We start from the raw sequence: 22,611 nt of genomic DNA, 5'->3' as shown, positions 1-22,611 counted from the left end.
CCGGGAGAGCTTTGAAAACCGGCTCCGAGGTGCGAACGTGATTCGAACCGACGACGCCGACGGCGTCCGGGTCGTGTCGCTCGCGCGACCCGACCGCCGGAACGCGCTGACCCCCGAGGGACTCGACGCGCTCGAAGACGCAATCGCGGCGGCCGACGCAGATGCGACTGCCGACGGCAGTGCTGATGCCGACACCGCCCCGTCGGTCCTCTACATCCGGGGCGACGGTCCGGCGTTCTGCGCGGGCGCGGACCTCGACGTGGTGGCTAATTTGAGCCGCGAGGAAGCCGAGACGTTCGCCGAGCAGGGCCAGCGAGTCGCCAACGCCATCGAGTCGGCCGAGTGCGTGGTCGTTGCCGGAATCGACGGCCCGGCCCGCGGCGGCGGCGTGGAGTTGGCGCTGGCGTGCGACCTCCGAGTCGCCACACCCGGCGCGACATTCGCCGAACCGGGTGTCGAACTCGGACTGTTCGGCGCGTGGGGCGGCACCGCCCGCCTGCCCCGAATCGTGGGCGAGGGCGAGGCGCTCGACCTCGCGCTCTCGGGCCGAACTATCGACGCCGAAACGGCGCTCCGGATGGGTCTCGTCTCGCGTGTGACCGACGACCCGCGGGCGGTCGCCGACGAAATCGCGGGAAACGACTCCGAAACCCTGCGCGCGATTAAATCGCGGGTCCGGGACCGAAGCTCCGTCGCCGACCAACAGGCTCGGGAAGTCGAGACCTTCGGCCGCCTCGTGGCCCGCAACGCCGAGCGCATCGCCGACAGGCGATGACGCTCGGCGAGAGAGACCGACCCCCTCGAACGTCGAGTTCCGCGGTCGAACCGCTTTTGTCGCGTCCGGACCACCCACGAGACATGAACGCCGGAGACCTCCGCGAGGTGACGGTCGGGAACTGCTCGGACCTCTACTACCTCGACACCGGGATGTACGACACCGACGAGTACGGCGCGGCGTACATCTACGACGCCGCCCGTCCCGCCATCGTGGAGACGGGCATCGGCACCAATCACGACCGAATCCTCGACGCGCTCGACGAACTCTCCATCGCGCGCGAGGACGTGGCGGTCATCGCACCCACGCACGTCCACCTCGACCACGCGGGCGGCGCGGGCTTTCTCGCCGACGCCTGCCCGAACGCCGAGGTGATGGTCCACGAAATCGGCGCGCGCCACCTCGTGGACCCCTCGCGACTCGTCGCCGGGACGAAGGCCGCGGTCGGCGACCAGTGGGAGTTCTACGTCGAACCCGAACCCATCCCCGAAAATCGCGTGGTCGAACTCAGCGGCGGCGACGAAATCAACCTCGGCGACCACCACCTCGACGTGTACCACGCGCCGGGCCACGCGCCCCATCAGGTCGTCTACCACGACCGCGACGACGACGCCGTCTTCACCGCGGACGCCGCGGGCATCTGGGTCCCCGAAATCGAGCGGATTCGCGAGACCTCCCCGCCGGTGAACTTCGACCTCGAACAGTGTCTCGCCGACCTCGAAACGATTCGGGACCTCCACCCCGAGGTCCTGCTCTACACTCACTTCGGCCCGAGGGAGTACGAGGCGGGCGTCATGGACGAGTACGCCGACGTGCTGACCGAGTGGGTCGAAGCGGTCGAGGCGAAGCGCGCGGAACTCGGCGACGACGACGCGGTCGAGGCGTTCTTCGCCGAGAACAACGAGATGGGCGACGTGTGGGGCGAGCGCAAGGCCCGGCAGGAGACTGCCATGAACGTCCGGGGTGTGCTGGCGTATCTCGACGACCGGGGCGGAGAGTAGTCAGACCACTAGCCGTCAGCAATTCGGATTCGCAATTGAGTCTCATAACAAAAAACTATAGTATAAGATTATTTAAAGTAGTGTATTTATATGTATTCTCCCAACCTAATCACTTTACTCAGGCATACATACGTTTATTACGGGCCATGCCGTATAATGTGCCGAGCGATAGAATCGGCGAGCGGGTTGGGCTGTTTAGTATACCATCGTTCGCCTATTCCTCTATTTTCAAACAGAGCCATCTAAGACAAACTCATTTGTTCTTAATGAAAGTAAAAAAGCAAAGCATTATTTGGGAGGATACACTCGGAAACAAGTAGCACGGGACGCTGGGTACCGTCACGTGCATTAAAAAGACTGCCCCTCACAAATGAGCGATAGCAACAAGGAAATCCCGGCCGCTTTCATCATTGGCGGCTGCGCCCTGATTAGCACTGACATGCAGGCAGGGTGGCCAATGTTTATGGCCGGGATCGCGATTGCGTTAGCGGAGTAGTTCGCCAACCACTTCTTTTATTTGTGGTTACTTGAACCACGACTACAGCGTTGATCCACTTATCACGCTTGTCGATCCGGCTGGCTTTCTACCATCGTATACCGACAGTTGTCTATAGATTCCTATAGCCATTAAACTCTTCGGTAATCGGAATATCTGCATATATTAGAAGACTCGGATTTGATTTAAACGCTAACATACAATATATTTGTACTGTTTCAAAACCTGCGTGAAAATCGGAATAACCCACCCGATATCTCATTCATAATTTATAACATCCATCAATGTTTTAGGTATCTATGCCGATTTCTCTTTGATTCTCGAATGGGAGATGACAATTCAGTTCGAATCGGCATCGTCGGCGCGGGAAACAGGGGCGAGAATCACGCGCTCCGATACGACCGGATTCCCGGCGCGGAAATCGTCGCGGTCGCGGACGTGGACACCACGAAGGCCCGGGCGCTCGCGGAGGTCTACGACGCGGAGAGCTACCCCGACCACGGGAGCATGCTCGAAGCGACCGACCTCGACGCGGTGAATCTCTGCGTTCACGCCCCGCTCCATGCGCCAATCGGCATCGACGCGCTGGAGGCGGGCACGGACGTGTTCTGCGAGAAACCGATGGCCGACAGCTACGCCGCGGCCCGGCGACTGTACGAGACCGCCGAGCGGACGGGCCAGCGCCTCGCGGTCCAGAACCAACTCCTCTACACCGTCGAGACGCGCGCCGCGAAAGCTGTCGCGGAGGCTGGCGGACTCGGCGACGTGTACCACGGAATCGCGGCCAAATCTCGGGGGTGGGCGTTCGGTCCCGAGAACGAGGACGTGGCGATGGGCGCGCGCAGGCGCGGGGTTCCGCACGTGGACGGCTACGGGTCGCCCGCGTTCGTCCGCGAGGAGACCGCGGGCGGCGGCGCGGTGTACGACCTCGGGAGCTACACCGTCGGCCAGATGCTCTACCTGATGGACTCGCCGACCGTCGAGCGCGTGCGCGGCCAGACGTTCCGGACGACGCCCGACCGGGCGCGGGCCGCCGCAGACGACGGCTACCGCCGCCGGGTCGAGGAGTCGGGCTACGACGTGGAGGACGTGGGCGTAGGCTTCGTCACGTTTGAAGACGGCACCGTCCTCTCGATTCGAGCGAGCTGGTCACGCTACCTCGACGAGGAGGGAAGCGCCGTCGTCGGCACCGAGGGCGGGGTGCGACTCGACCCCTTCGAGTACTTCTCGACCGTGGGCGACGTGGAGATGCGCGCGAGCGCCGATCTGAGCGAGTACCTCTTTCGCCAGCAGTACCTCGACGGCGAACGCGGCGAACTCGCGTACAAGTCCGGTCTCGCCGCCGACCCACTCTACCACTGGGTCGAGTCGCTCGCCGGGCGGGCCGACCCCCTGCCGACCGCCGAATTGGGACTGGAGACCATGCTGGTCATGGACGGCATCTACCGCTCGGCGGCATTGGGCCGGGAGGTCGGCCGCGAGGAAATCGTGGCGGAATCGTCGGGGGTCGAGTCCGATGGGGGGTCGAATTCCGAATAAACCCGGATGAACATCCCGAAAGTTCGGGTGCAACTTAATGTCACTGGGTTCTGATGGGAGAGTATGGAGTGGCGTGACGCGGAACGGGAGTACGACGACGAAGTGGTGGGTCGAACCACGCTCTCTCGGATGTTCGAGGAGAGCGCGGCCCGGAACGCGAACCGTCCGGCCCAACAGTACAAGGGCGGCGTATACGACCGGTCGCTCGCCGGGACGGCGATTTCGGCCGCCCCGGACGGCGAGTTTCGCGCGATTTCCTACGCGGAGATGCGCGAGGTCGTTCGGTCGCTCGCGGCGGGGTTCCGAGATATCGGCGTCGAACTCGACGACCGCGTGGGCATCTTCGCCGCGACCCGGATGGAGTGGGCGCAGTGCGACTTCGGCCTGCTGGCCGCGGGCGCGGTCGTGACCACGGTGTACCGCGGGTCGTCGCCGAATCAGGTCGCCCACCTGCTCGGCGACCCGGACGCCTCTGGCGTCGTGGTAGAGAACACCGACCTGCTCGAAACGGTCGTCGCGGTACAGGACGACCTCGACCTCGAATTCGCGGTCGTCCTCGACGACTTCGGCGACGACGGCGCGGTCGCAGACGCGGAGTTCGACGTGCTCTCGCTCGGCGACGTGTACGAGCGCGGAGTCGAGGCGTTCGACGAGGCCGAGTACGAGTCGTGGCTCGACGCCCGCGACCCCGAGGACCTGGCGACGCTCATCTACACCTCCGGGACCACCGGCACGCCGAAGGGAGTCCGACTCTCTCACTGGAACTTCCGGTCGAACGTGAACCAATGCTACAAGCGGTTCGGCCCGCGCCCCGACAAGACCGACGTGCCGGTCATCAGCAGGGAGTCGAGCACCGTCTCGTTCCTGCCGCTCGCGCACGTCTTCGAGCGCCTCGCGGGCCACTACCTCATGTTCGCGAGCGGCGCGACCGTGGCCTACGCCGAGAGTCCCGACACCCTCCGCGAGGACTTTCAGGCGGTCGGACCCACGACGGGCACCAGCGTGCCGCGGGTGTACGAGAAGATTTACGACGCCATCCGCGAGCAGGCCGAGTCGTCACCGGTCAGCGAGCGCCTGTTCGAGTGGGCGACCGACGTGGGCAGGCGGTACTTCGAGGCCGAGTCGCCGAGCGCGGCGCTCCGCGCCCAGCGCGCGGTCGCCGACAAACTCGTGTTCCGGAAGGTCCGGGACGGTCTCGGCGGCAACGTCGAGTTCCTCATCAGCGGCGGCGGGAGCCTCTCGGCCGACCTGTGCGCGCTGTATCACGGGATGGGCCTGCCGATTCTGGAGGGATACGGCCTGACCGAGACCTCACCCGTCATCGCGGTGAATCCGCCCGAAGCGCCGAAGGTCGGCACCATCGGCCCGCCGGTCGTGGATGCCGAGGTGCGAGTGGACGAGTCGATGGTCGGCGCGGCGTTCGACGACGCCGACGGCGACGTCGGCGAACTCCTCGTGAAAGGGCCGAACGTGACCGACGGCTACTGGGAACTCCCGGAGGCCACCGAGCAGGCGTTCGACGAGGAGGGATGGTTCCGCACGGGCGACATCGTGGAGATTCGCCCGGACGGCTACATCGAGTTCCGCGAGCGCGCGAAGGAACTCCTCGTCCTCTCGACCGGCAAGAACGTCGCGCCGGGTCCCATCGAGGACGCGTTCGCCGCGAGCGACGTGGTCGAGCAGTGCATGGTGGTCGGCGACGGCCACAAGTTCGTCTCGGCCATCCTCGTGCCGAACTTCGAGACCGTCCGCAAGCGCGCCGAGAGCGAGGGCATCGACCTCCCCGACGACCCCAAGGAACTCTGTCGCGACGACCGCGTGAAGTCGTGGCTGGACGAGGAAGTCGAGCGAATCAACGAGCGGTTCGAACCGTACGAGCAAATCAAGCAGTACCGACTCGTGCCCGAGGAGTTCACCGAGGACAACGACCTGCTGACCCCGACGATGAAGAAGAAGCGCCGGAACATCCTCGATAGGTTCGCCGACGAGATAGACGCGATTTACGACGCGGAGTACGGGAACGAGTCGTAATCTGTGCGCCTTCGGAGGGAATCTTCGCTCTCACGAAGCCCATCGGGTTAGTTCCAATTTTCAAGAAGATAAATTTATTTACAAAAAACGTTATTTACCCGCGATATTATATTTTATCTGATGTCTCAAGAGAAACCGAATCGTCGAGACGTACTGAAGGGAATCGGTGGCGCGAGTATCGCCGGAGCCGCCGGAATGCTATCGGTCTCGGTTGCCGCGGCCGAGGGACCCGAGGAGGAGCCGATTACGATGCTGGAGAAGGGGCGAAAGATGGCGCTCGCCCGTCAGCTATCGAAGACCGAGCAGTTCGACGCGCTCCTCGAAACCGCGAACGAGAAGGGCTACGAGTTCACGTGGGACCTCGACAACCTCGATGCCGCGCGCGTCGAAGCCGGAGAGTTCAGGCGCGAACTCGTCGCGTACAACCTCGATGCGGGGAGCGACATGCGGGCCGCTATCGTCGTCGGGCGGGACCTCGACAGGAGCGAAATCGAACTCGCCCAACTCGACTTCGAACACTACCGCGACGACGGCGTCCTACAGCGGACCGAGCGATACGAGGCCGCGACCGCGGTCGAATCGACTCAACTCGACCGAACGACCCCCGACTCGGGCGTCACCCACACTACCATCGAACCCGACCCTGACGCCATCACGGCGTTCGTCGAGCAGGATGCCGGGACGCAGGACTGGACGGACTTCCCCGACTACCTGAACATTAGCTACTGCAGCGGCTGTTACTGGGCGACCAGCCGGACGTGCAGACTGCTCTGTAGCACGGTGGGCGCGTTCGCGTGCGGTGCGCTCGGCGTCACCGTCGTCGGTGCCGTCTCGTGTGTCACCTTCGTCAAGGCGGTCTGCTACGTCGCGGAGGCCGCCAGCGGGTGTGGGGACGACCTCGGCGCGACCATCTGCAAGCACCCGGTCGTGGACGTGTGTGACGACGACGAATCCGGGGAGATTATCGACGTGGACATCCCGTACTTCTGAGCGACCGTCGCGTCTTGCCCGACTATTTTCGGCGGGTGAGACCGGACTCGGCCGCTCGGCGCGGGCTACGAAATCGCGAGTAGCACCGCGCCGACCCCGCAGAACAGCAACGCGACGACGAGCGGGAACGCGGCGGTTCGGAGCCGGCTCACTGCGACGCCCCACGGCGAGCGGTCGGTTATCACGAGCGGGTCGGTGAGGACGGTCCGCCCCTCGTCGTACTCGGGGCGGCCAGCGACGAGGTAGGTCCCACCGGCATCGACCCTGCGTTCGGTGTAGCGACGCGACCCGATGCCGAGCGACGAGAGCAAACCGCCCGAGACGGGCGAGAGTTCGCCGCGCGCTTCGACGAACGACCGGATGCGCTCGGGCGGGTCGTCGCCCGCCGACACCCCAATCGTCTCGCTCGCGGTGTCGAGCGCGAACCGCCGCGAATCCGGGGCGACCCGGACCGCGCCGCGGTCCGGGTCGCCTCGCAGGTCGAACGGAGCGGTCGCCACCCCGTCGTCCATCCGAGACCACGTGAACGGAATTTCGGACGGTGTGAGTTCGCGCTCGTCGATTTCGTACTCGACCGAGAGGCACTCGGTTCCCGTGAACGGTGCCGCGAAGGACTCGCCCGCGGACTCGGCCCGTCCGCGACACATCGCGAATTCGGCGTCGGACTCGACCGCCGACGGGTCGGCAACGCTCGCTCGAAGCAGTCGCGGGACGACCGCGAGCGGTCGGAGCGCGTACCACGCGAACGCGACTCCGAGGGCGACGAAGACTCCGCCGACGACCGTTGTCGTCTCCATACGTCCGTATTGTCCGCGTCTCTCTCAAATACTTTCGGACCGCAAAAAAGTCGGCGTGGTCGAACGAGTCGGAGCAGTCGTCCGCCTGCCGGGTCGCCCACCTTTATTACTTATAAAACAGAACGTCGAACCATGATTCACAGTCAAGGTCCGCTCCTCGTCGCGGACGTGGGCGAGCGCGAGACGCGAACCGAAGACGTGGACGACGTGCTGGCGTCGTTCATCGGGGGGCGGGGCGTCGGGACCAAACTGGCACACGACCGGGTGGCGTTCGACGCCGACCCGCTCGGGCCGGACAACAGCCTGTTTTTCACCACCGGGCCGATGCAGATGTCGAACATGTCGTTCACGGGCCGGATGAACGCCACCGGAATCTCGCCGCTGACCGGCGGCCTTCTGTCGTCGAACGCGGGCGGATTCATGTCCCGGAACTTCGCCGACACCGGACTGGGCGCGCTCGAAATTGCGGGCGCGAGCGACGACCTGCTCGTCGTCCACGTCACCGACGACGGGGTGGAGTTCGAGGAGGTCCCCGACCTCGAAGGGGCCACGGTCCCCGAGACCTGCGAGTACATCGAGGAGACCCACGGCCTTGGGCCCGAACACGTCGCGTGCATCGGTCCCGCGGGCGAAAACGAGGTCCGGTTCGCGTCCATCATGACGACCGAGGAGCGAGCGTTCGGTCGGGGCGGTCTCGGCGCGGTCCTCGGCGCGAAGGGCGTGAAGGCCATCACGTTCGAGGGCGACTCCCGCCCGGAAATCGAGATTCCCGCGAGTCAGATGGAGATTCACCGCGAGGCCGCGACCGCAGACCACATCATGAAAGAGCAGGGCACCGTCGCGGTGATGGACCTCGCTAACGAAATCGACGGCCTCCCCTCCTACTACTTCTCCGAGCAGTCGTTCGAGGGCGCGGACGGCATCAACGGCGACTCGGTCGCCGAGAAGAAGTACAAGACGGGGACGTGTTCGGCGTGCGCGTTCGCGTGCAAACTCCCCACCCGCGACGAGGAGGCGGGCGTCGAGACCGAGGGGCCGGAGTTCGAGACCGCGATGGCGTTCGGGTCGAACGCGGGCATCGACGACATCGTGGACGTGATGAAGTCGAACGAACTCTGCGACCGGTACGGTCTCGACACCATCTCGGCCGGAAACACCGTCTCGGCGTATCTCGCGAGCGAAGACGAGTTCGGCGACGAGGAACTCATCCTCGACCTCGTGGAGAAAATCGCCCACCGCGAGGGCGTCGGCGACCTGCTCGCGGAGGGCATCGACCGCGCTCACGAGGAGTTGGGCGTCGGAAACTGGACCGTGAAGGGGATGGACTTCGCGGCCCACGAGGGCCGAGTCCTCCACGGACAGGGCCTCTCCTACGCGGTCGCCAACCGCGGCGGCGACCACATGTACGCCACGTTCTACTCGGTCGAGTACCCGCTCGTTCCCCAAGAGGAGTCGATGGACCCGACCGGACTGGAGGGCAAGCCCGAGCGACTCGTCGAGCGCGAGAATCTGATGGCGCTCAACGACGCGGGCGTGGTCTGTAAGTTCTCGCGGGACTTCATGAGTCCCGAACGCTACGAGTCGCTGTTCGGCGCGGACTTCGATGACCTGCTCGAAATCGGCGACCGAATCGTGGAACTCGAACGTCACTTCAACAATCAGCGCGGCATCGCCCGCGAGGCCGACACCCTCCCCTACGAACTGCCGGGATTCGAGGATGCACTGGACGAGTACTACGCCCAACGAGGCTGGAACGAGGACGGAACCGTGCCCGACGCGCACGTCTCGGGCGGCGCGGACGCGGCGAGCGCGGACGACTAAGCTGTCGGAACACTTTTTCAGCCCTCCAATGTAGTGATAGCAAGATAGAAATGAACGATTCTACGAATTTTCTACTGACTGCAAAAGCAATCCGCCGACTTGACGAAGGCGTCGAAGACGTAGAACGAGGGCGAACGGTGAGTCTGGAGGAAGCCAAAGAGCGCCTCGATTTCGAAAAGTAGCGTATGACGGAGAGCTACTCTTCGGTCGTCTGTCCCTCGCCTTCGACCGTCGCGTCTGCGGTCGCGCTCCTGTCGCCCGGCGAAACGGTTTGGAGAACCACGCTGGACTCGTCCTACGGCGCTACTTCCGCTCGAACGTAATCGCCGCACCCTGTCCGAAGCCGACGCAGAGCGTCGCCAGCCCCTTCTCGGCGTCGCGCTTTTCCATCTCGTGGATGAGTGTCACGGGCAAGCGCGCACCCGAGGCCCCGAGCGGGTGGCCGATGGCGATTGCGCCGCCGTTGACGTTGAACTGCTCGGGGTCCACGCCGAGTTCGTCCCGGGAGTAGACGCACTGGCTGGCGAACGCCTCGTTGAGTTCCACGAGGTCGAACTCGTCGATGGACTCGCCCGTGCGTTCGAGCAGGCCGCGAGTCGCGGGGACCGGGCCGATTCCCATCACGGTCGGGTCCACGCCGGTGACGTTGTTGTCGCCCACGTAGGCGAGGATTTCGAGGTCGTGGTCCTCGGCGAACGCCTCGCTCGTGACGAGCGTGGCGGCCGCGCCGTCCGAAATTTGGGAGGCGTTTCCGGGTGTGACGGTGCCGTCGCCTTTGAACACGGTCGGGAGTCCCGAGAGGGCTTCCATGCTGGTGTCGCGGCGGATGCCCTCGTCTTCTTCGACGAGTCCGTCGTCGGTTTCGATGGGGACGAGTTCGTCGTCGAATCGCCCCGAGTCAGTGGCTTCGGCCGCCCGGCGCTGGCTCTCGAGCGCGTACTCGTCTTGGGTCTCGCGGGTGATGCCGTACTCCTCGGCGACCTTCTCGGCGGTCATCCCCATCTGGAGTTCGCCGACGTTGTAGAGTTCGGCGAGTCGGGGGTGAACGCTGCTGTAGCCCTGACTCATCGGAATTCGGCTCATGTTCTCGACGCCGCCCGCGATGATGGCCTGGCGCTGGCCCGCCCGGATGGCGTCGCTCGCGCTGATGATGGCTTGCATCGACGAGGCGCACCACCGATTGATGGTCGCGGCCGGGACGCCCTCGCCGAGGTCCGAGAGGAGCGCGATGACCCGCGCGACGTTGTTGTCCTGCTCGTCGCGCTGCTGTGCCACGCCCCACATCAGGTCGTCTATCTCGTCGCCCGTCAGTCCCGTCTCGTCGAGGATGGTGTTCACGAGCGGGACCGAGAGGTCTTCGCTCCGCACGTCGGCGTACACGCCGTCTTCTTTGCCCTGCGGCGTTCGGACCGCCTTGGCGATGACTGGAGTGGTGTCGTCTCCCATGCACGTAGTTCAGGTCTCGATACTCATAAAGGACCGTAGAACTCCGCCCCTGTCGTTTCGAGTTTCCGCGCCGAACGGTCGTCGTTCCTACCGAGACGCGTCGGTCCAGAAACTATTTGTTCGGACCGACGGCAATAGCGTGTATAATGAGTCCCTCCGCCCGCGCTGTGCGCCGACTGACTCCCTCACGTCGCTCGCTGACACATGGCATCCGAAACTGAATCCCGACCCTCGACCGCGACCGCCCGCGAGACGCTGACCGGCTACGCCTCGCGAACCCAACTGGCAGTCGTCGGCGTCACCGTCCTCGCGCTGGTGGCCCGCCTCGTGGACCTCGGAACCAGAATCGCCCATCAGGACGAGGCCCGGGTCGCCTACTGGGCGCTCCGGTACATGGAGAACGGCGCGTACCAGTACCGCGCTCGCGTCCACGGCCCCTTCCTGACCATCGTGGACGGCCACCTGTTCGGAATTATCGGGCCGTCGGACTTCTCGATGCGCCTCGTGGTCGCGCTCATCGGCGGCTTGCTTCCGCTCGTCGCGCTCCTGTTCCGCAAGCACCTCCGAGACTCGGAGACGATTGCGCTCGCGCTCCTGCTCGCGGCGAACCCCATCCTGCTCTACTACTCGCGGTTCTACCGCAACGACGTGCTGCTCGCGGGGTTCATGCTCGCGGCGTTCGGGTTCTACGTCCGGACCTACGACACCCGGAAGCCCCGGTATCTCTACGCCGGGACCGCCATCTTCGCGCTGGCGTTCACGACCAAGGAGAACGCGCTGGTGTATCCGGTCTGTTGGGCGGGCGCGTTCGTCTTGCTCTGGGACCACCGACTGTTCGCCGAGCGCGCTGGCGAGCGCGGCCTGCTCGCGACCGTCTGGGACCAAGTCCGTGACGCCCTCCGTGGGCTTCGGAACTGGTGGCTCCACCTCGTTCTCGCGGTCGTGGAGTTCTTCGCCATCGTGGTGTTCTTCTACGCACCGCGAAACACCCACCTGCTCTCGGACAACGACGCCCCCGGTCTCTACGAGGCGCTCGGAAACCCGGTCCTCCTCCCCGCGATGGTCGAGGAGGCGACCGTCGGGTCGTGGAACGAGTTCATGGGCGTCTGGGGAGAGGGGAGCACCGAGTCGTATCTCACCGTATTCGAGGAACTCCTCCCCGCCTACACCGAGGGCGCACTCGTCGTGCTGGCGTTCGCAATCCTCGGCTTCGTCGTGGACCGCTACTCCGGCGAGCGCCCGCGCGACGTGGTGGCGTTCACCGCCTACTGGGGCTTTTCCAGCATCCTCGGCTACCCAGTCATCGTCGAAAACACCTTCCCGTGGGAGGTCATCCACGCCGTGGTCCCGCTCGTGGTCCCGGCCGCAGTCGGACTCGCGCTCATCGTCCGCCTCGGACTCGACAGCGTGGCCGACGGCGACGCCATCTCCGCGAGCGCCGCGGCGCTGGTCCTGCTCCTCGTCACCGCGCAGGTCGGCGCGACCGCGGTCACCGCGTCGTACGTCGAGTACCAGAGTTCGGACAACGACCTCGTCCAGTACGCCCAGTCGTCGAGCGACATGAAGCCGGTGCTCCACGAGATGCGCGACGTGAGCCAAGCGAACGACGGCATCGACGTGATGTACTACGGCGAGGAGTTCTATTCGGCCGACGAATCGTCTCACGACGTGCCGCCCGCGCCCAGTGGGTCCGGATGGTTCGAACGGCTTCCGTTCGCGTGGTACTTCGAGGCCTACGACGCCGAACACGATAGCACCGACCGCGCCGACCTCATCGAAGGAATGGACGACAAGCCGCCAATCGTTATCGCGCTCACCAACGCGAGCACGTGTTCGGAAAGCTACGACAACGCCGACGACATCGACGCCGCGATGGACGGCTACGAGCGCCACGAGGCGAACAGGTACCTCCACGACAGCGGGTGTACCGTCAGCACGGTCGCCATCTACATCGACGAGGACGCCTCGCGGGAGTGAGGTTCGGTCATCTCTTCGGTCTGTCACCACGGGCTTCGACGCGCTTAAGCACCTTTGGCGACAAAACTCCCGGGAATGAGCGATGCGGCTCTGGAAGTCGTCGAGTTCCTGCTCACCGCGAGACTGTACAACGACAACCGAGCGTTGGACGAAAACGACCTTCCCCCACGCTACAGACAGGTGTTCTGGCCCGATGGTTCGACCGACGGCGACCGACCCGGCGACGACTCGCCGGTCGGCATCGAGCGCCCGATTCGACCGACCATCGAAACGACCCGCCGAGCGACCGGCGTCGAGAATCCGTGGAGCGCCATCTCGGAGTTGATGTTCACCGACCGCGACGAGTTCTCGGGGTCGCTCGAACTGACCCAGCCCGACATGGCCGAGGAGTGGTTCCTCGGCCGGGCCGAGGAACGCGTGCTTCACAACCCCGTGCTGGCCTACGCCTTCGAGGGCGAGGTGGACGGCGCGGACCACGAGGCGGCCCGCGACGCCAACCGTCCGGTCCAGGCCGACCGGGCGTGGATAGACGGACTCCTCTCGGAGTACTTCGCCGACGAGGAAGAAGAGGAGATGCTCGACCTCGTGGACATCCGCGCACCCGAGGAGATAGAGACTACCCTCGACGACCTCGTGCTGACCGCCGACCAGGAGGCCGAGATTCAGAAAATCGTGAAGGCCATCGAGCACCGCGAGTACCTCGCGCACATCGGTCTCCGGGAAATCGGGAAGCTCCTGTTCGTCGGGCCGCCGGGGACCGGGAAGACCTCGACCGCGCGGGCGCTCGCGTACGACCTCGACCTCCCGTTCGTGGAGGTCAAGCTCTCGATGATTACGAGCCAGTATCTCGGCGAGACCGCGAAGAACGTCGAGAAGGTGTTCGAGGTGGCGAAGCGACTCTCGCCCTGCATCCTGTTCATGGACGAGTTCGACTTCGTGGCCAAGACCCGCGCGAGCGACGAACACGCCGCCATCAAGCGCGCGGTCAACACCCTGCTCAAGTCCATCGACAACATCAGCCTGATTCAGGACGACGTGCTCCTCATCGGTGCTACGAACCACCCCGACCAACTCGACGCCGCGGCGTGGCGGCGCTTCGACGAAATCGTCAACTTCCCGAAGCCCGACGAGGGGATGCGCTCTGACATCCTCAAACTCATCACCCGTCCGATGAAGATTTCGGAGTTCGACCCGATGGCGCTCGCCAAGGAGACGGAAGGCCTGACCGGGAGCGACCTCCGGATGGTCCTCCGGGAGGCGGTCCTCGACGCGTTGACCGAGGAGCGAACCGAACTTACTCAGGAGGACTTCGTGGACGCCATCAAGGACTTCGAGGAGCGCGACCACCTGAAGGACATGGACATGATAGAGGGCGACCACGACGCGCTCGTCGCGGGCGGCGACATCTCTGGCAGTGGGGATGCGAGTGCGGACGGCGGGCACTCTCACGACCACTGAGTTTGTCGTCGGTCACTTTTCGAGTAGGTCGTCACGGAGATGTTGTAGGTCGGTAACATCGAAGGTGTTTGGTCGGTTTTCGAGATACTGTTCTACTTCGGCTTTTGTTTGAAGGTCAGATAGCCGCTCGACCGCCTCGACTGCTCGCCGGTCGTGTTTCCCTAACTGCCGATAATCGTGTTCAGTGATTGCGAACACCGGTAGAACGTTGTAACCGGGCAGACGAGTCACGATACAACAGATAGTGCGTATTTCACCGTCAATGTATATTTTCCGAGCTTCCGACACCCATCGAAGTAGTCGAGATACCGTTCAGGCTTCGGACTTTTTGCGACCTCGACGAGTTTGTCGAGAATCTTCTCTCGTTTTTCGCGCGGAATGTCGGACGAAACATCTTCGAGCGCATTGCTGGTGAACTCGACAACGACAGTATCGCCGTCCAACGGAAACTCGCGCACAGTAGTTAGAAACTGTCAGATTGTGTGCTTAAAGATGTCCCTACAGCCTGACCGAGAAATTACTGCGAAAGGAACGCCGAACGAACGTCATCCTCAGTTGGTGTATCTCCCTCTTCGAACTCTACGACTGCCTCGTAGAGTTCGTCTCGGCGGGAGATCTCATCGTCGTCGGAAGCGGAGTCTGCTGTAGCTTCCTTATCCGCAGACATGTAGAATCGTACGATACTTGTAGATATAAAACTGTGGGACTCTCCGCGCGTGGCCGACACAGAAGTGGCCAGTCATGAATCCGGGGTACTGGCGGGCACAGCCACGACCACTGAAGGAGGTACTTTTCGTTGCGAATTCCGTTCGAGGCGGACTTTGGAACCCGGCGCGCGCTGGCGCAGGCCGCTGTTTGGCCTGCGCCAAGTCGCGCGAGGTCATCGGGAGCGGAGTCTGCGCGAGCGAAGCGAGTGCAGGCTCGTCGGACCGTGGTCCGACGGTGCGACCGATGGCTCGGAAGACGCGGTTTGTCTTCCGGTGGATGAGCGGAACGACCGGAGGGAGTGGAGCGAATCGGTTGGGGAGGGTGTGGCCGGTGCGGGGCGGTCTTCTAGGTATCGGCGGTAGCTAGCGTCTCCGTTGTGTCCGGAAAACGAATCATCTCAGAGACTGCATCACTACCGTCGAAAGAGCGTGGACGACTCCACGCAAGCCCCTCGAACTCCCCGAAAGCTTTGTACCCCACACGCATACCCCGAACCAGATGGAGGTCACGCTACTCGGAACCGGCGACACGACCGGGACCCCGACGCCGGGGTGCGACTGCGACACCTGCGAAGCCGCCAAAGAGCGCGGCGTCGAACGCTCCCGATTCTCGGTCCACGTCCGCAACGAGCGCACCGACGAGTCGCTCCTCATCGACGCCAGCCCCGACTTCCGTCACCAGTTCCTCCACCGCGACGTGTGCCTGCCCGACGAAGCCATCATCACCCACATTCACTTCGACCACCTCGACGGTCTCGGCAACGCCTACCGACTGTTCGAGGACCTGCCGGTCCACGCCGCGGGAGAGACCGACCCGCTGACCGGCGAGAGCGTGGCCGACACGATTCGCTCGAAGTACGACTACCTCGACCGGGTCACGGTTCACGACCACGCGCCCCACGAGACGTTCGAGGCCTGTGGCTTCGACGTCACGCTCGTTCCCGTCGAACACCCGCCGCTGGTCTGCTACGGCGTCGTCGTCGAGGATTCCGAGACGGGCGCGAAACTCTCGCTGACCGGCGACACGAGCTACGACATCGCCGACGCCTCGCGCGAGGCGCTCGCCGACGCCGACCTCCTCTTGGCCGACGCCATCGTCCCGGCGAGCCTCTGTGAACACCACCCCGTGGGCGGCGACCACCCCGGTCCGGACGGGGTTCCGCGGACGTTCGGCACGAAGCACATGACCCGCGAGGGGGCGCTCGCGCTCGCCGACGAACTCGACGCCGCACAGACGCGACTCGTCCACCTCGCGCACTACTACCCGGTCGAGGAAGCGTTCGAGGAACCGCTCGCAATCGACGGCGAGCGCTATCGGCTCTGAGCCGTCGCGGCGTCGAGCGCCTCGATTCCGACCCAGAGCACGACGAGCGCGCCGAACACCGCGAGCGCGTAGGCCGTCCCGCTCGCGAGGTCGGCGGTCCACTCGGACTCGAACGCCACCACCGGGACGGCCGCACCCGCAACGGCGACGGTCGCCGTGCCGATTCCGGCGGCCCGGACCCGGTTCATCGGAGCGAACTTGAGCACGCTCGCCGCGACGACCGCGAGCGCCACCACCGCCCCGAGCGTGGGCGTGCCGAGCGCGACTGTCGAACCGAACGTGAGACCGGTGCCGAGACCGATGCCGAGACGCAGGCCGCCGAAGTTCACCGTCGGTCACTCCGTCTGGCGACGGCCCCGAGCGCGAGCAGGAGACCCGCGAGCGCCGCGGCCGGACCGAATCCGGGAGTCTCGCTCGACGCGCCCCCCTCGGCGTCGCCGGAACCGTCCCCGGCGTGATTTCCATCGCTTTCCGCGGAGTCGTCGGCCAGCGCGCCCTCGGACGTCGAATCGTCGCCGTCCGTCTCGGTCGGTCCCTGTCCGGCGGCCCACCCGGTCACGTTTTCGAGTCGTCGGTCGCAGGGTTCGAGGTCGGTATTGTTCTCGTGGAGGCCCGAACCACCTTCGATTTCGTGGGTGCCGGTCGCGTTCAGGTCGGCGGCGGTCGGGCCGCCGCTCTCGTTCGTCTGGCTCAGGCGCGCGGCGTCGTAGACGAGCCACGGCGCGTGGAACTCCCAGACGACTTCGCCCTCGGGGTTCACCTCGACCACGCGACTGTGACCGGAGTCGGTGACGAGGGTGTCGCCGTCCGCGAGGCGGTCGGCGTCGCGCGGCCAGTGGAAGTCACCTTCGAGCGTCCACGTTCGGTTCCAGTCTCGCTCGCCTTCGCGGGTGTACTCCACGAGGCGGTCGTTCTCGCTGTCGGCCACAATGACGGTGGGCGTCCCGTTCTCGCTTTCGAGGTAGTCGGGGTTGTGCTGTTTGTCGAGCGTGTCGTGGTCGCCGTCCTCGCCGAGTTTCATGTCGATTTCGTCGGTCGAGCGATTCACGACGATGACCTGGTCGAAGTTCCGGGGCGAGACGATGTACTCGCCGTCGGCGACCTTGTCCACGTCGTTGACGTGGCTCCAGTCGTCGGTGTAGTTCGCGCTCATCTCCGCGCGGTCGTAGTGGTCGTCGAAGTGCCACTCCCACTCGATTTCCTCGGTGGTGCGGTTGTAGACGAAGATTCGGTCCTCGTTCTCGCCGGATTCGGCGTCGTAGTTCCGCATGTTGGCGAGCAGAATCTCCTCGCCGCCGTTGATGAGGTCAGCGTCGTGGGTGTCGGCGAGGTCGAATCGCTCGGTCCAGACGGTCTCTTGGGTCTCGGGGTCGAACTCGTAGACGATGGTCTCGTGGCCCCGCACCGTCGCGGTCACGAAGACGTTGCCGTTCGCCATCGGGTCCACGTCGTAGCCCCAGACCACGTCGTGGGCCTCGGCGCTCTGGTGGACCCACTCGATTTCGCCGGTCGGCCCGACACCGACCAACTTCGCCGCGCGCTTGCCGCCGCCCTCGCCGAAGCGCATCCCCTGCACGCTGATGACCGTGGTTCCCTCGGCGGCCTCTTCGACGGTCCCGACGCAGGGATTGTCGGGCGCGCTCTGGCCCGCCGGAGCGACTCCAGTCGCTCCGGCGGCCGCTCCACCGCCGACGGCCGCGGAGGGACCGACCATCGAGAGACAACACAACAGCGCCGTGACGGCGGCGGCCCACCGTCTGGACGACGTTCGCATTGAGTTCCCTATCGGCGGTATCGCTTTTGAATGTTTAGTTGTTCGGCGGGCGCTCGCGTCGAGCGCCCGCCGAACCGAGCGTTTCGGGTGAATCAAATCTCTCGACTCAGCACTCGTGAACGCTTTGTGCCCCTCCCGCGTATCTGGACGCATGATTTCGAGGCTCAAGCGACGATTCGCCGATTCGGAGTTCTTCTGGAACCGCCACGCGAACCCCGCGAGCGGATGGTCGCGCGTGCTGACGGGTCCGCTCCTGCTGTACGCCATCTACGTCCGGAAGTGGCGGCTGTTCGCGGCGGTGGTCGGCTTCGTCCTCGTGAATCCGATTCTGTTCCCCGAGCGCGACCCCGCCCCACCCGGAGACGAGGGCTGGATGACCAAGGGCGTCCGGGGCGAACGGCTCTGGCTCGGCGGGGCCGACGCGGGCCGGGCGAACCTCCTGAACGTCGTGAACGTCCCCGTGTTCTTCCTCGCACTTCGGGCGGCCGTCCGCCGGAAGCCTCGCGCGACCGCGCTCGCCACCGCGGTCACGATGGGGCTGAAACTGGCGTTCGTGAACGAGATGGCGAAGCTCTACGACCGGGAGACAACCGAGTGCGACGACCGGGAGGCGGCGTGACTCTCCCCGAGGCGCTCGACGCCGACTCGGGCGTCCTCGCGGTCGTCGGCGCGGGCGGCAAGAAATCGACGCTCTACGCGCTCGCCGCCCGACTCGACCGGGCGGTCGTGACCGCAACGGTCCGCATCCCGATTTTCGACCCGGAGGTCGCCGAGGTCCGGGTCGGCGACGACCTGCGCTCAATGCTCACCGACGCCGAAAATTGGCCCCTCGGTCTCGTGCCCGAACGCGAGCGCGAGGACCGCTACCGGGGGTACGACCCCGAAATCGTCGCGGACATCGCGGCGGCCCACGACGGGCCGGTCCTCGTGAAAGCCGACGGCGCGCGAACCCGGTGGCTGAAAGCGCCCGACGACCGCGAACCCCAGATTCCGGCCGTCGCCGACACCGTGATTCCAATCGCGAGCGCGAAGGTGGTCGGCAAGCCGCTCTCGGCCGAGCACGTCCATCGGCCCGAGCGCGTGGCCGCGGTCACGGGTCGCGAGGCGGGCGACCGAATCCGGGCCGAAGACGCGGCGCACGTCCTCGCCAGCGACGAGGCCGGACTGAAGGGCGTTCCCGAGGGTGCGACTGCGATTCCGGTCGTCAACATGGTGGACGATTCGGCGCTCGAAACGGTGGCTCGCGAAATCGCCGGGGAAGTCCTCGCGCGCGCCGACGTTCCCCGAGTCGTCCTGACGCGGATGGTCGGCGACGACCCCGTGGTCGGGGTCGTGGAGTGACAGCGGTCTACTCTGTGAGCTATTCGAGCCGGTCGGCCGCCGCGGCCAGTTCCTCGCGGGTGTTGACGTTCTCGAAGCTTCGGGCGTCGAAATCGGCTAGTTCGTCCGGACCGACCGCGACGTAGTCCAGTTCGAACAGCGGCGCGATTATCTTCCGGTCGCCCCGGTCGAGCGCGGCCTCGCAGGCGTCGGCCATCGCGTCCGCCCGATAGACGGCGTGCGTCGTCTCGAACCACTCGTCGGGGCGGGGCACCGCGGCGTCCCGACCGTCCGCGCGCTCGAACAGGTGCGCGACGAGCGCGGGGTCCACGAACGGCATGTCGCAGGCGACCACCGCGGCATACGCCGCGGTGGTCGCCCGGAGTCCGGTTCGGATTCCCGCCATCGGTCCCTCGTCGGGGTCGGGGTCGATGGCGAACGAGACGGGGCGGTCGTACCCCGCCATCGCGTCGGCGACGGCCTCGCGCTGGTCGGTCCGGCAGTTGACCACGAGCGAGTCCACGACGGGCGCGAGTCGGTCGGCGACCCGGCGAATCATCGGGACGCCAGCGAGGTCGGCGACCGCCTTGTCGCGCCCGCCGAATCGGGTCGAGCGACCGCCCGCGAGGACGACCCCGGCGCGCGTCGTCACGTTCCGATTCGGGCGATTCGGGCCTCCCCGGAGGAGGCGTCGATGTGGACGTTGAACGTCTCGTCGTCGGCCGTGACCGCCCGAACTATCCACGTGTTGCTCTCGCGGTAGGGCTCCTCGGGGACCGCGGCGACTTCGTGGCCCTCGTCGGCGAGGACCTGCCGGGCGCGCTCGACTGCGGTCTCGTCGTCGCGGACCGCCCGGCGCTGGCGCGAGAGGTTCACCGTGAGGACGGGGGCCTCGCTCGCGCGGACCACCTCCTCGGTCACGCTCCCGAGGACGTACCGGTCCACGCCGGAGCGGCCGTGGGTCCCCATCACTATCATCTCGATGTCGTTGTCCTCGGCGTAGGAGACGACGACATCCGAGGGCGTTCCCGTCTCGATGGCGGTGGTGACTTGCACGCCGCGGTCGGCCGCCTTCTCGGCGATTTTCTCGGTCGCGGACTCGCCCTCCTCGCGGCGAGCGCGCAGGGTCTCCTCGCGGCCCGACTCGGAGGGCTGGTAGTTCAGCGCCTTCTCGTCCACGACGTAGAGCGCGTGAACCGTGGCGTCGCAGAGTTCGGCCACGTTGAGCGCGTGGGTCGTGACCGGTGGCTGGTCGCTCCCGTCGGTCGGCACGAGGATGCGGTCGTACATGTGTGAGGGTTCGACGGCGACCCTCAAAAGTCCCGTCACTGTGCGTGGCCGCCGTTCGGGTTCGCCGACGGACGCCCCTACGATTCGTTTTCGAAGTCGTCGGGAACGTCGAACTCGATGTCGTTCAGGGTATCCGGGTCGAACACTCGCGTCGTTTCTTCGAATGAGGAACTGTTGGTCAGTTCGAGCGTCGTCTCTTCGGTCTTCCCGTCGCGTTCGTTCTCGTATTCGAGAGCCGCGAGGGTGATCTCGCCGGTCTCCACGTTCTGCCCGATGGCGAGATGTCCCTCGTCGGCGTCGGTGTCGGCGAGCGGAACGTCGGCGATGACGCCGTGCTGCTCGCCGTCGACGCGAACGACTATCACGTCCTCGGGGCGCAACGCTTCGCCGCGTCGGAGTACTTCGTCCTTCAGTTGGTCGTATTTCGGTTCCGTCGAGAGGTCTTCGAGCATCCGTCGCGCCTCGTCGCCTTCGAGTCTCGTGACGAGCGGTTCGTCGTCTGCTGGTGAATCTGACATTATCGCTTTTGTATGCTTATTGACTCAAGTTCATCAATTTTAGCGGTATTTATAGGTATCCAACTGCAAGTCCCACTGTAACAAGCCCGTCCTCTACCCGAACCGGTCCAGCCCCGACTGCCGCCGAGCCTTCCCTTCGGGTTCCGCGACCCACGGCGTCCGACCGTCGCGCGCGTCCGCCACGTCCACGTCCGGCGGGTCGGCGGGGTCGTGGCCGGGACAGTTCGGCCCGCACTCGGTGGGGTTCACGACCCGCCCTTTCCACGCGCAGTACGGGAGTCCGTCGCTCCCTTCGCGTTCCGCGCTCTCAATCTCGCCACACGCCGGGAAGTCGTAGGTCCGCCACCCCTTTCCGTAGGCGCGCTCGGCCATCCGCCTGCGCTGGCGGGCCTTCTCGTCGGCCGAGACCGGTGCGACATCGGTCCGAAGCGGATGCTTTTCGAGGAGTTCGACGCCCGGCCCGGAGGTGGCGAGGGGTTCGGCCTCGCGAACGACCTCGCGGTCGCCGGTCTCGGGGTCGAACCGCCAGACGCCGACCGCCTCGGGGATTCGATTGAGGTGCGCCCCGGTGACGTAGCTCTCGGTCGCGAGAATCACCTCATCGGCGAGCGCGATGCTCACGTCCTTCCGGAGTTGGGTCAGCAGGTCGCCAGGCGAATCGAGGTCGGGCTTGTTCTCGATGCCGACGATACGCCCGAACCAGTCGTCTGGGTAGCGCGCGACCTGTCGGACGCCGCCGCCGACTTCGCGCTCGAAGAAGCCGATTTCGACCGCGCGCTCGGCGACCGCGCGGGCGTGTTCGGGCGAGCAGTCGAACGCCGTCCGGGGGTCGCGGGCGCGCCCGACGCCCACGTCGCTCTCGACGGCGGCGTCGGGGACGGTCTCGGGCGTCAGTTCGGCCCGCGTGTCCATCTCCGGGCCGGGTTCGACGCAGACCACGTCGAGGATTCGGTTGGCTGGCGCGCGGACGCCGCCGCCGATTTGCCGGCCGACGACCCAATCTTCGGTGGCTTCGAGGTGCGCGCACAGCGCCAACTCGAAGGGAAATTCGCGCACACGCCTACTCGGTGGCGAGGCGAGAAAAAGGTCGTCGTTCGGCGAAGTCCTTAGCGCGAAATCGGCGTCTCTCGACGCTCGTCCTTCTCGCCCCTCTCGTCGTCACGCTCGGCGAGCTTCGACGCGACGAACGGCGCGAGACGACCCCCGACGAGCGCGACCGGTCCGGTCGGTCCGCGGCGCTCGCGTTCGGTCTCGGTTTCGCGGTCGGTCGGAGTTTCGTCCTCGCGGTCGGATTCGGCGGCTCTGCCGGACGTTCGTAGTCGAACGACCCTTTCGTGGCACATGCTG

General features: G+C 65.5%; 22 protein-coding genes. 11 read left to right on the top strand and 11 right to left on the bottom strand.

The features are described 5' to 3' along the window. Nucleotides 1-37 precede the first annotated feature (37 nt). The 5 genes from EKH81_RS04925 to EKH81_RS04905 all read left to right on the top strand — a co-directional run bounded on the left by EKH81_RS04925 (nucleotide 38) and on the right by EKH81_RS04905 (nucleotide 6,832). Nucleotides 38-775 carry an enoyl-CoA hydratase/isomerase family protein gene (locus EKH81_RS04925; RefSeq protein WP_132056778.1) on the top strand — a complete coding sequence of 246 codons (738 nt, stop codon included), beginning with the start codon at nucleotides 38-40 and terminating at the stop codon, nucleotides 773-775. A gap of 83 nt (nucleotides 776-858) precedes the next feature. Next, complete coding sequence (locus EKH81_RS04920; protein WP_132056776.1) at nucleotides 859-1,776, top strand: MBL fold metallo-hydrolase; 918 nt, start codon at nucleotides 859-861, stop codon at nucleotides 1,774-1,776. Between the two features lie 820 nt (nucleotides 1,777-2,596). Next, nucleotides 2,597-3,811 (top strand): Gfo/Idh/MocA family protein, encoded by a 1,215-nt coding sequence (locus EKH81_RS04915; protein ID WP_132056774.1) that lies wholly within the window; start codon nucleotides 2,597-2,599, stop codon nucleotides 3,809-3,811. 63 nt (nucleotides 3,812-3,874) lie between these two features. Next, nucleotides 3,875-5,842: an AMP-dependent synthetase/ligase gene (locus EKH81_RS04910; RefSeq protein WP_132056772.1), complete on the top strand. Its 1,968-nt coding sequence runs from the start codon at nucleotides 3,875-3,877 to the stop codon at nucleotides 5,840-5,842. Nucleotides 5,843-5,962: 120 nt separating this feature from the next. Then, nucleotides 5,963-6,832 carry a halocin C8-like domain-containing protein gene (locus tag EKH81_RS04905; RefSeq protein ID WP_202935063.1) on the top strand — a complete coding sequence of 290 codons (870 nt, stop codon included), beginning with the start codon at nucleotides 5,963-5,965 and terminating at the stop codon, nucleotides 6,830-6,832. Between the two features lie 65 nt (nucleotides 6,833-6,897). Here EKH81_RS04905 and EKH81_RS04900 read toward each other — a convergent pair whose 3' ends face one another. After that, a complete protein-coding gene (locus tag EKH81_RS04900) occupies nucleotides 6,898-7,629 on the bottom strand; it encodes a hypothetical protein (protein WP_132056769.1) in 732 nt (243 codons plus the stop codon). Between the two features lie 132 nt (nucleotides 7,630-7,761). Here EKH81_RS04900 and EKH81_RS04895 point away from each other — a divergent pair, with 132 nt between their 5' ends. Beyond that, nucleotides 7,762-9,450, top strand: coding sequence for an aldehyde ferredoxin oxidoreductase family protein (locus EKH81_RS04895; protein ID WP_132056767.1), 1,689 nt, complete (start codon nucleotides 7,762-7,764; stop codon nucleotides 9,448-9,450). 303 nt (nucleotides 9,451-9,753) lie between these two features. Here EKH81_RS04895 and EKH81_RS04890 read toward each other — a convergent pair whose 3' ends face one another. Further along, nucleotides 9,754-10,896, bottom strand: a complete 1,143-nt coding sequence (locus tag EKH81_RS04890; RefSeq protein WP_132056765.1) for a thiolase family protein — start codon at nucleotides 10,894-10,896, stop codon at nucleotides 9,754-9,756. A gap of 204 nt (nucleotides 10,897-11,100) precedes the next feature. Here EKH81_RS04890 and EKH81_RS04885 point away from each other — a divergent pair, with 204 nt between their 5' ends. Both EKH81_RS04885 and EKH81_RS04880 read left to right on the top strand, forming a co-directional pair. After that, nucleotides 11,101-12,873: a flippase activity-associated protein Agl23 gene (locus EKH81_RS04885; RefSeq protein WP_132056763.1), complete on the top strand. Its 1,773-nt coding sequence runs from the start codon at nucleotides 11,101-11,103 to the stop codon at nucleotides 12,871-12,873. Nucleotides 12,874-12,948: 75 nt separating this feature from the next. After that, entirely contained in the window at nucleotides 12,949-14,331 is a 1,383-nt protein-coding gene (locus tag EKH81_RS04880) for an ATP-binding protein (protein ID WP_132056761.1), read from the top strand. Between the two features lie 227 nt (nucleotides 14,332-14,558). Here the strand turns inward: EKH81_RS04880 and EKH81_RS04875 are convergent, their stop codons facing one another. After that, nucleotides 14,559-14,789, bottom strand: a complete 231-nt coding sequence (locus EKH81_RS04875) for a hypothetical protein (RefSeq protein WP_132056759.1) — start codon at nucleotides 14,787-14,789, stop codon at nucleotides 14,559-14,561. 59 nt (nucleotides 14,790-14,848) lie between these two features. After that, on the bottom strand, nucleotides 14,849-14,998 hold the full coding sequence (locus tag EKH81_RS04870; protein ID WP_162224497.1) for a hypothetical protein: 150 nt from the start codon (nucleotides 14,996-14,998) through the stop codon (nucleotides 14,849-14,851). Between the two features lie 539 nt (nucleotides 14,999-15,537). Between EKH81_RS04870 and EKH81_RS04865 the strand changes: the two genes are divergently transcribed. Next, nucleotides 15,538-16,362: an MBL fold metallo-hydrolase gene (locus EKH81_RS04865; protein ID WP_132056757.1), complete on the top strand. Its 825-nt coding sequence runs from the start codon at nucleotides 15,538-15,540 to the stop codon at nucleotides 16,360-16,362. On the opposite strand, the gene EKH81_RS04860 is transcribed toward EKH81_RS04865, so the two are convergent. Next, nucleotides 16,350-16,691 carry a hypothetical protein gene (locus EKH81_RS04860; protein WP_132056755.1) on the bottom strand — a complete coding sequence of 114 codons (342 nt, stop codon included), beginning with the start codon at nucleotides 16,689-16,691 and terminating at the stop codon, nucleotides 16,350-16,352. The two genes, EKH81_RS04865 and EKH81_RS04860, sit on opposite strands and share 13 nt — an antisense overlap. Then, complete coding sequence (locus EKH81_RS04855) at nucleotides 16,688-18,136, bottom strand: aryl-sulfate sulfotransferase (protein WP_162224496.1); 1,449 nt, start codon at nucleotides 18,134-18,136, stop codon at nucleotides 16,688-16,690. The genes EKH81_RS04860 and EKH81_RS04855 overlap by 4 nt, the downstream gene beginning before the upstream one ends. A gap of 151 nt (nucleotides 18,137-18,287) precedes the next feature. Here EKH81_RS04855 and EKH81_RS04850 point away from each other — a divergent pair, with 151 nt between their 5' ends. Next, nucleotides 18,288-18,755, top strand: a complete 468-nt coding sequence (locus tag EKH81_RS04850; protein ID WP_132056751.1) for a DUF6653 family protein — start codon at nucleotides 18,288-18,290, stop codon at nucleotides 18,753-18,755. After that, on the top strand, nucleotides 18,752-19,477 hold the full coding sequence (gene yqeC / locus EKH81_RS04845) for a selenium cofactor biosynthesis protein YqeC (protein WP_132056749.1): 726 nt from the start codon (nucleotides 18,752-18,754) through the stop codon (nucleotides 19,475-19,477). The genes EKH81_RS04850 and yqeC overlap by 4 nt, the downstream gene beginning before the upstream one ends. 19 nt (nucleotides 19,478-19,496) lie before the next feature. Here the strand turns inward: yqeC and EKH81_RS04840 are convergent, their stop codons facing one another. The 5 genes from EKH81_RS04840 to EKH81_RS04820 all read right to left on the bottom strand — a co-directional run bounded on the left by EKH81_RS04840 (nucleotide 19,497) and on the right by EKH81_RS04820 (nucleotide 22,607). Next, complete coding sequence (locus EKH81_RS04840) at nucleotides 19,497-20,108, bottom strand: molybdenum cofactor guanylyltransferase (RefSeq protein ID WP_132056748.1); 612 nt, start codon at nucleotides 20,106-20,108, stop codon at nucleotides 19,497-19,499. After that, nucleotides 20,105-20,746, bottom strand: coding sequence for a universal stress protein (locus EKH81_RS04835; protein WP_132056747.1), 642 nt, complete (start codon nucleotides 20,744-20,746; stop codon nucleotides 20,105-20,107). Before EKH81_RS04835 ends, EKH81_RS04840 begins: the two co-directional genes overlap by 4 nt. Before the next feature lie 77 nt (nucleotides 20,747-20,823). Beyond that, entirely contained in the window at nucleotides 20,824-21,264 is a 441-nt protein-coding gene (locus tag EKH81_RS04830; protein WP_132056746.1) for a hypothetical protein, read from the bottom strand. A 93-nt stretch (nucleotides 21,265-21,357) separates the two neighbouring features. After that, nucleotides 21,358-22,320 carry a DUF5787 family protein gene (locus tag EKH81_RS04825; protein WP_132056745.1) on the bottom strand — a complete coding sequence of 321 codons (963 nt, stop codon included), beginning with the start codon at nucleotides 22,318-22,320 and terminating at the stop codon, nucleotides 21,358-21,360. A 50-nt stretch (nucleotides 22,321-22,370) separates the two neighbouring features. After that, nucleotides 22,371-22,607 (bottom strand): hypothetical protein, encoded by a 237-nt coding sequence (locus tag EKH81_RS04820; RefSeq protein WP_132056744.1) that lies wholly within the window; start codon nucleotides 22,605-22,607, stop codon nucleotides 22,371-22,373. Between the last annotated feature and the right edge of the window lie 4 nt (nucleotides 22,608-22,611).

The sequence above is a fragment of the Halorussus amylolyticus genome, assembly GCF_004143485.2.
Lineage (GTDB): Archaea > Halobacteriota > Halobacteria > Halobacteriales > Haladaptataceae > Halorussus > Halorussus amylolyticus.
The sequence above is the reverse complement of the archived record's forward strand: the minus strand, read 5'-3'. Positions and strand labels throughout refer to the sequence as shown.

Coding starts and splice junctions, on each gene's coding strand:
- EKH81_RS04920 (WP_132056776.1), top strand. CDS start 859: ATGAACGCCGGAGACCTCCGCGAGGTGACGGTCGGGAACTGCTCGGAC.
- EKH81_RS04915 (WP_132056774.1), top strand. CDS start 2,597: ATGGGAGATGACAATTCAGTTCGAATCGGCATCGTCGGCGCGGGAAAC.
- EKH81_RS04910 (WP_132056772.1), top strand. CDS start 3,875: ATGGAGTGGCGTGACGCGGAACGGGAGTACGACGACGAAGTGGTGGGT.
- EKH81_RS04905 (WP_202935063.1), top strand. CDS start 5,963: ATGTCTCAAGAGAAACCGAATCGTCGAGACGTACTGAAGGGAATCGGT.
- EKH81_RS04900 (WP_132056769.1), bottom strand. CDS start 7,629: ATGGAGACGACAACGGTCGTCGGCGGAGTCTTCGTCGCCCTCGGAGTC.
- EKH81_RS04895 (WP_132056767.1), top strand. CDS start 7,762: ATGATTCACAGTCAAGGTCCGCTCCTCGTCGCGGACGTGGGCGAGCGC.
- EKH81_RS04890 (WP_132056765.1), bottom strand. CDS start 10,896: ATGGGAGACGACACCACTCCAGTCATCGCCAAGGCGGTCCGAACGCCG.
- EKH81_RS04885 (WP_132056763.1), top strand. CDS start 11,101: ATGGCATCCGAAACTGAATCCCGACCCTCGACCGCGACCGCCCGCGAG.
- EKH81_RS04880 (WP_132056761.1), top strand. CDS start 12,949: ATGAGCGATGCGGCTCTGGAAGTCGTCGAGTTCCTGCTCACCGCGAGA.
- EKH81_RS04870 (WP_162224497.1), bottom strand. CDS start 14,998: ATGTCTGCGGATAAGGAAGCTACAGCAGACTCCGCTTCCGACGACGAT.
- EKH81_RS04865 (WP_132056757.1), top strand. CDS start 15,538: ATGGAGGTCACGCTACTCGGAACCGGCGACACGACCGGGACCCCGACG.
- EKH81_RS04855 (WP_162224496.1), bottom strand. CDS start 18,136: ATGCGAACGTCGTCCAGACGGTGGGCCGCCGCCGTCACGGCGCTGTTG.
- EKH81_RS04850 (WP_132056751.1), top strand. CDS start 18,288: ATGATTTCGAGGCTCAAGCGACGATTCGCCGATTCGGAGTTCTTCTGG.
- EKH81_RS04835 (WP_132056747.1), bottom strand. CDS start 20,746: ATGTACGACCGCATCCTCGTGCCGACCGACGGGAGCGACCAGCCACCG.
- EKH81_RS04830 (WP_132056746.1), bottom strand. CDS start 21,264: ATGTCAGATTCACCAGCAGACGACGAACCGCTCGTCACGAGACTCGAA.
- EKH81_RS04820 (WP_132056744.1), bottom strand. CDS start 22,607: ATGTGCCACGAAAGGGTCGTTCGACTACGAACGTCCGGCAGAGCCGCC.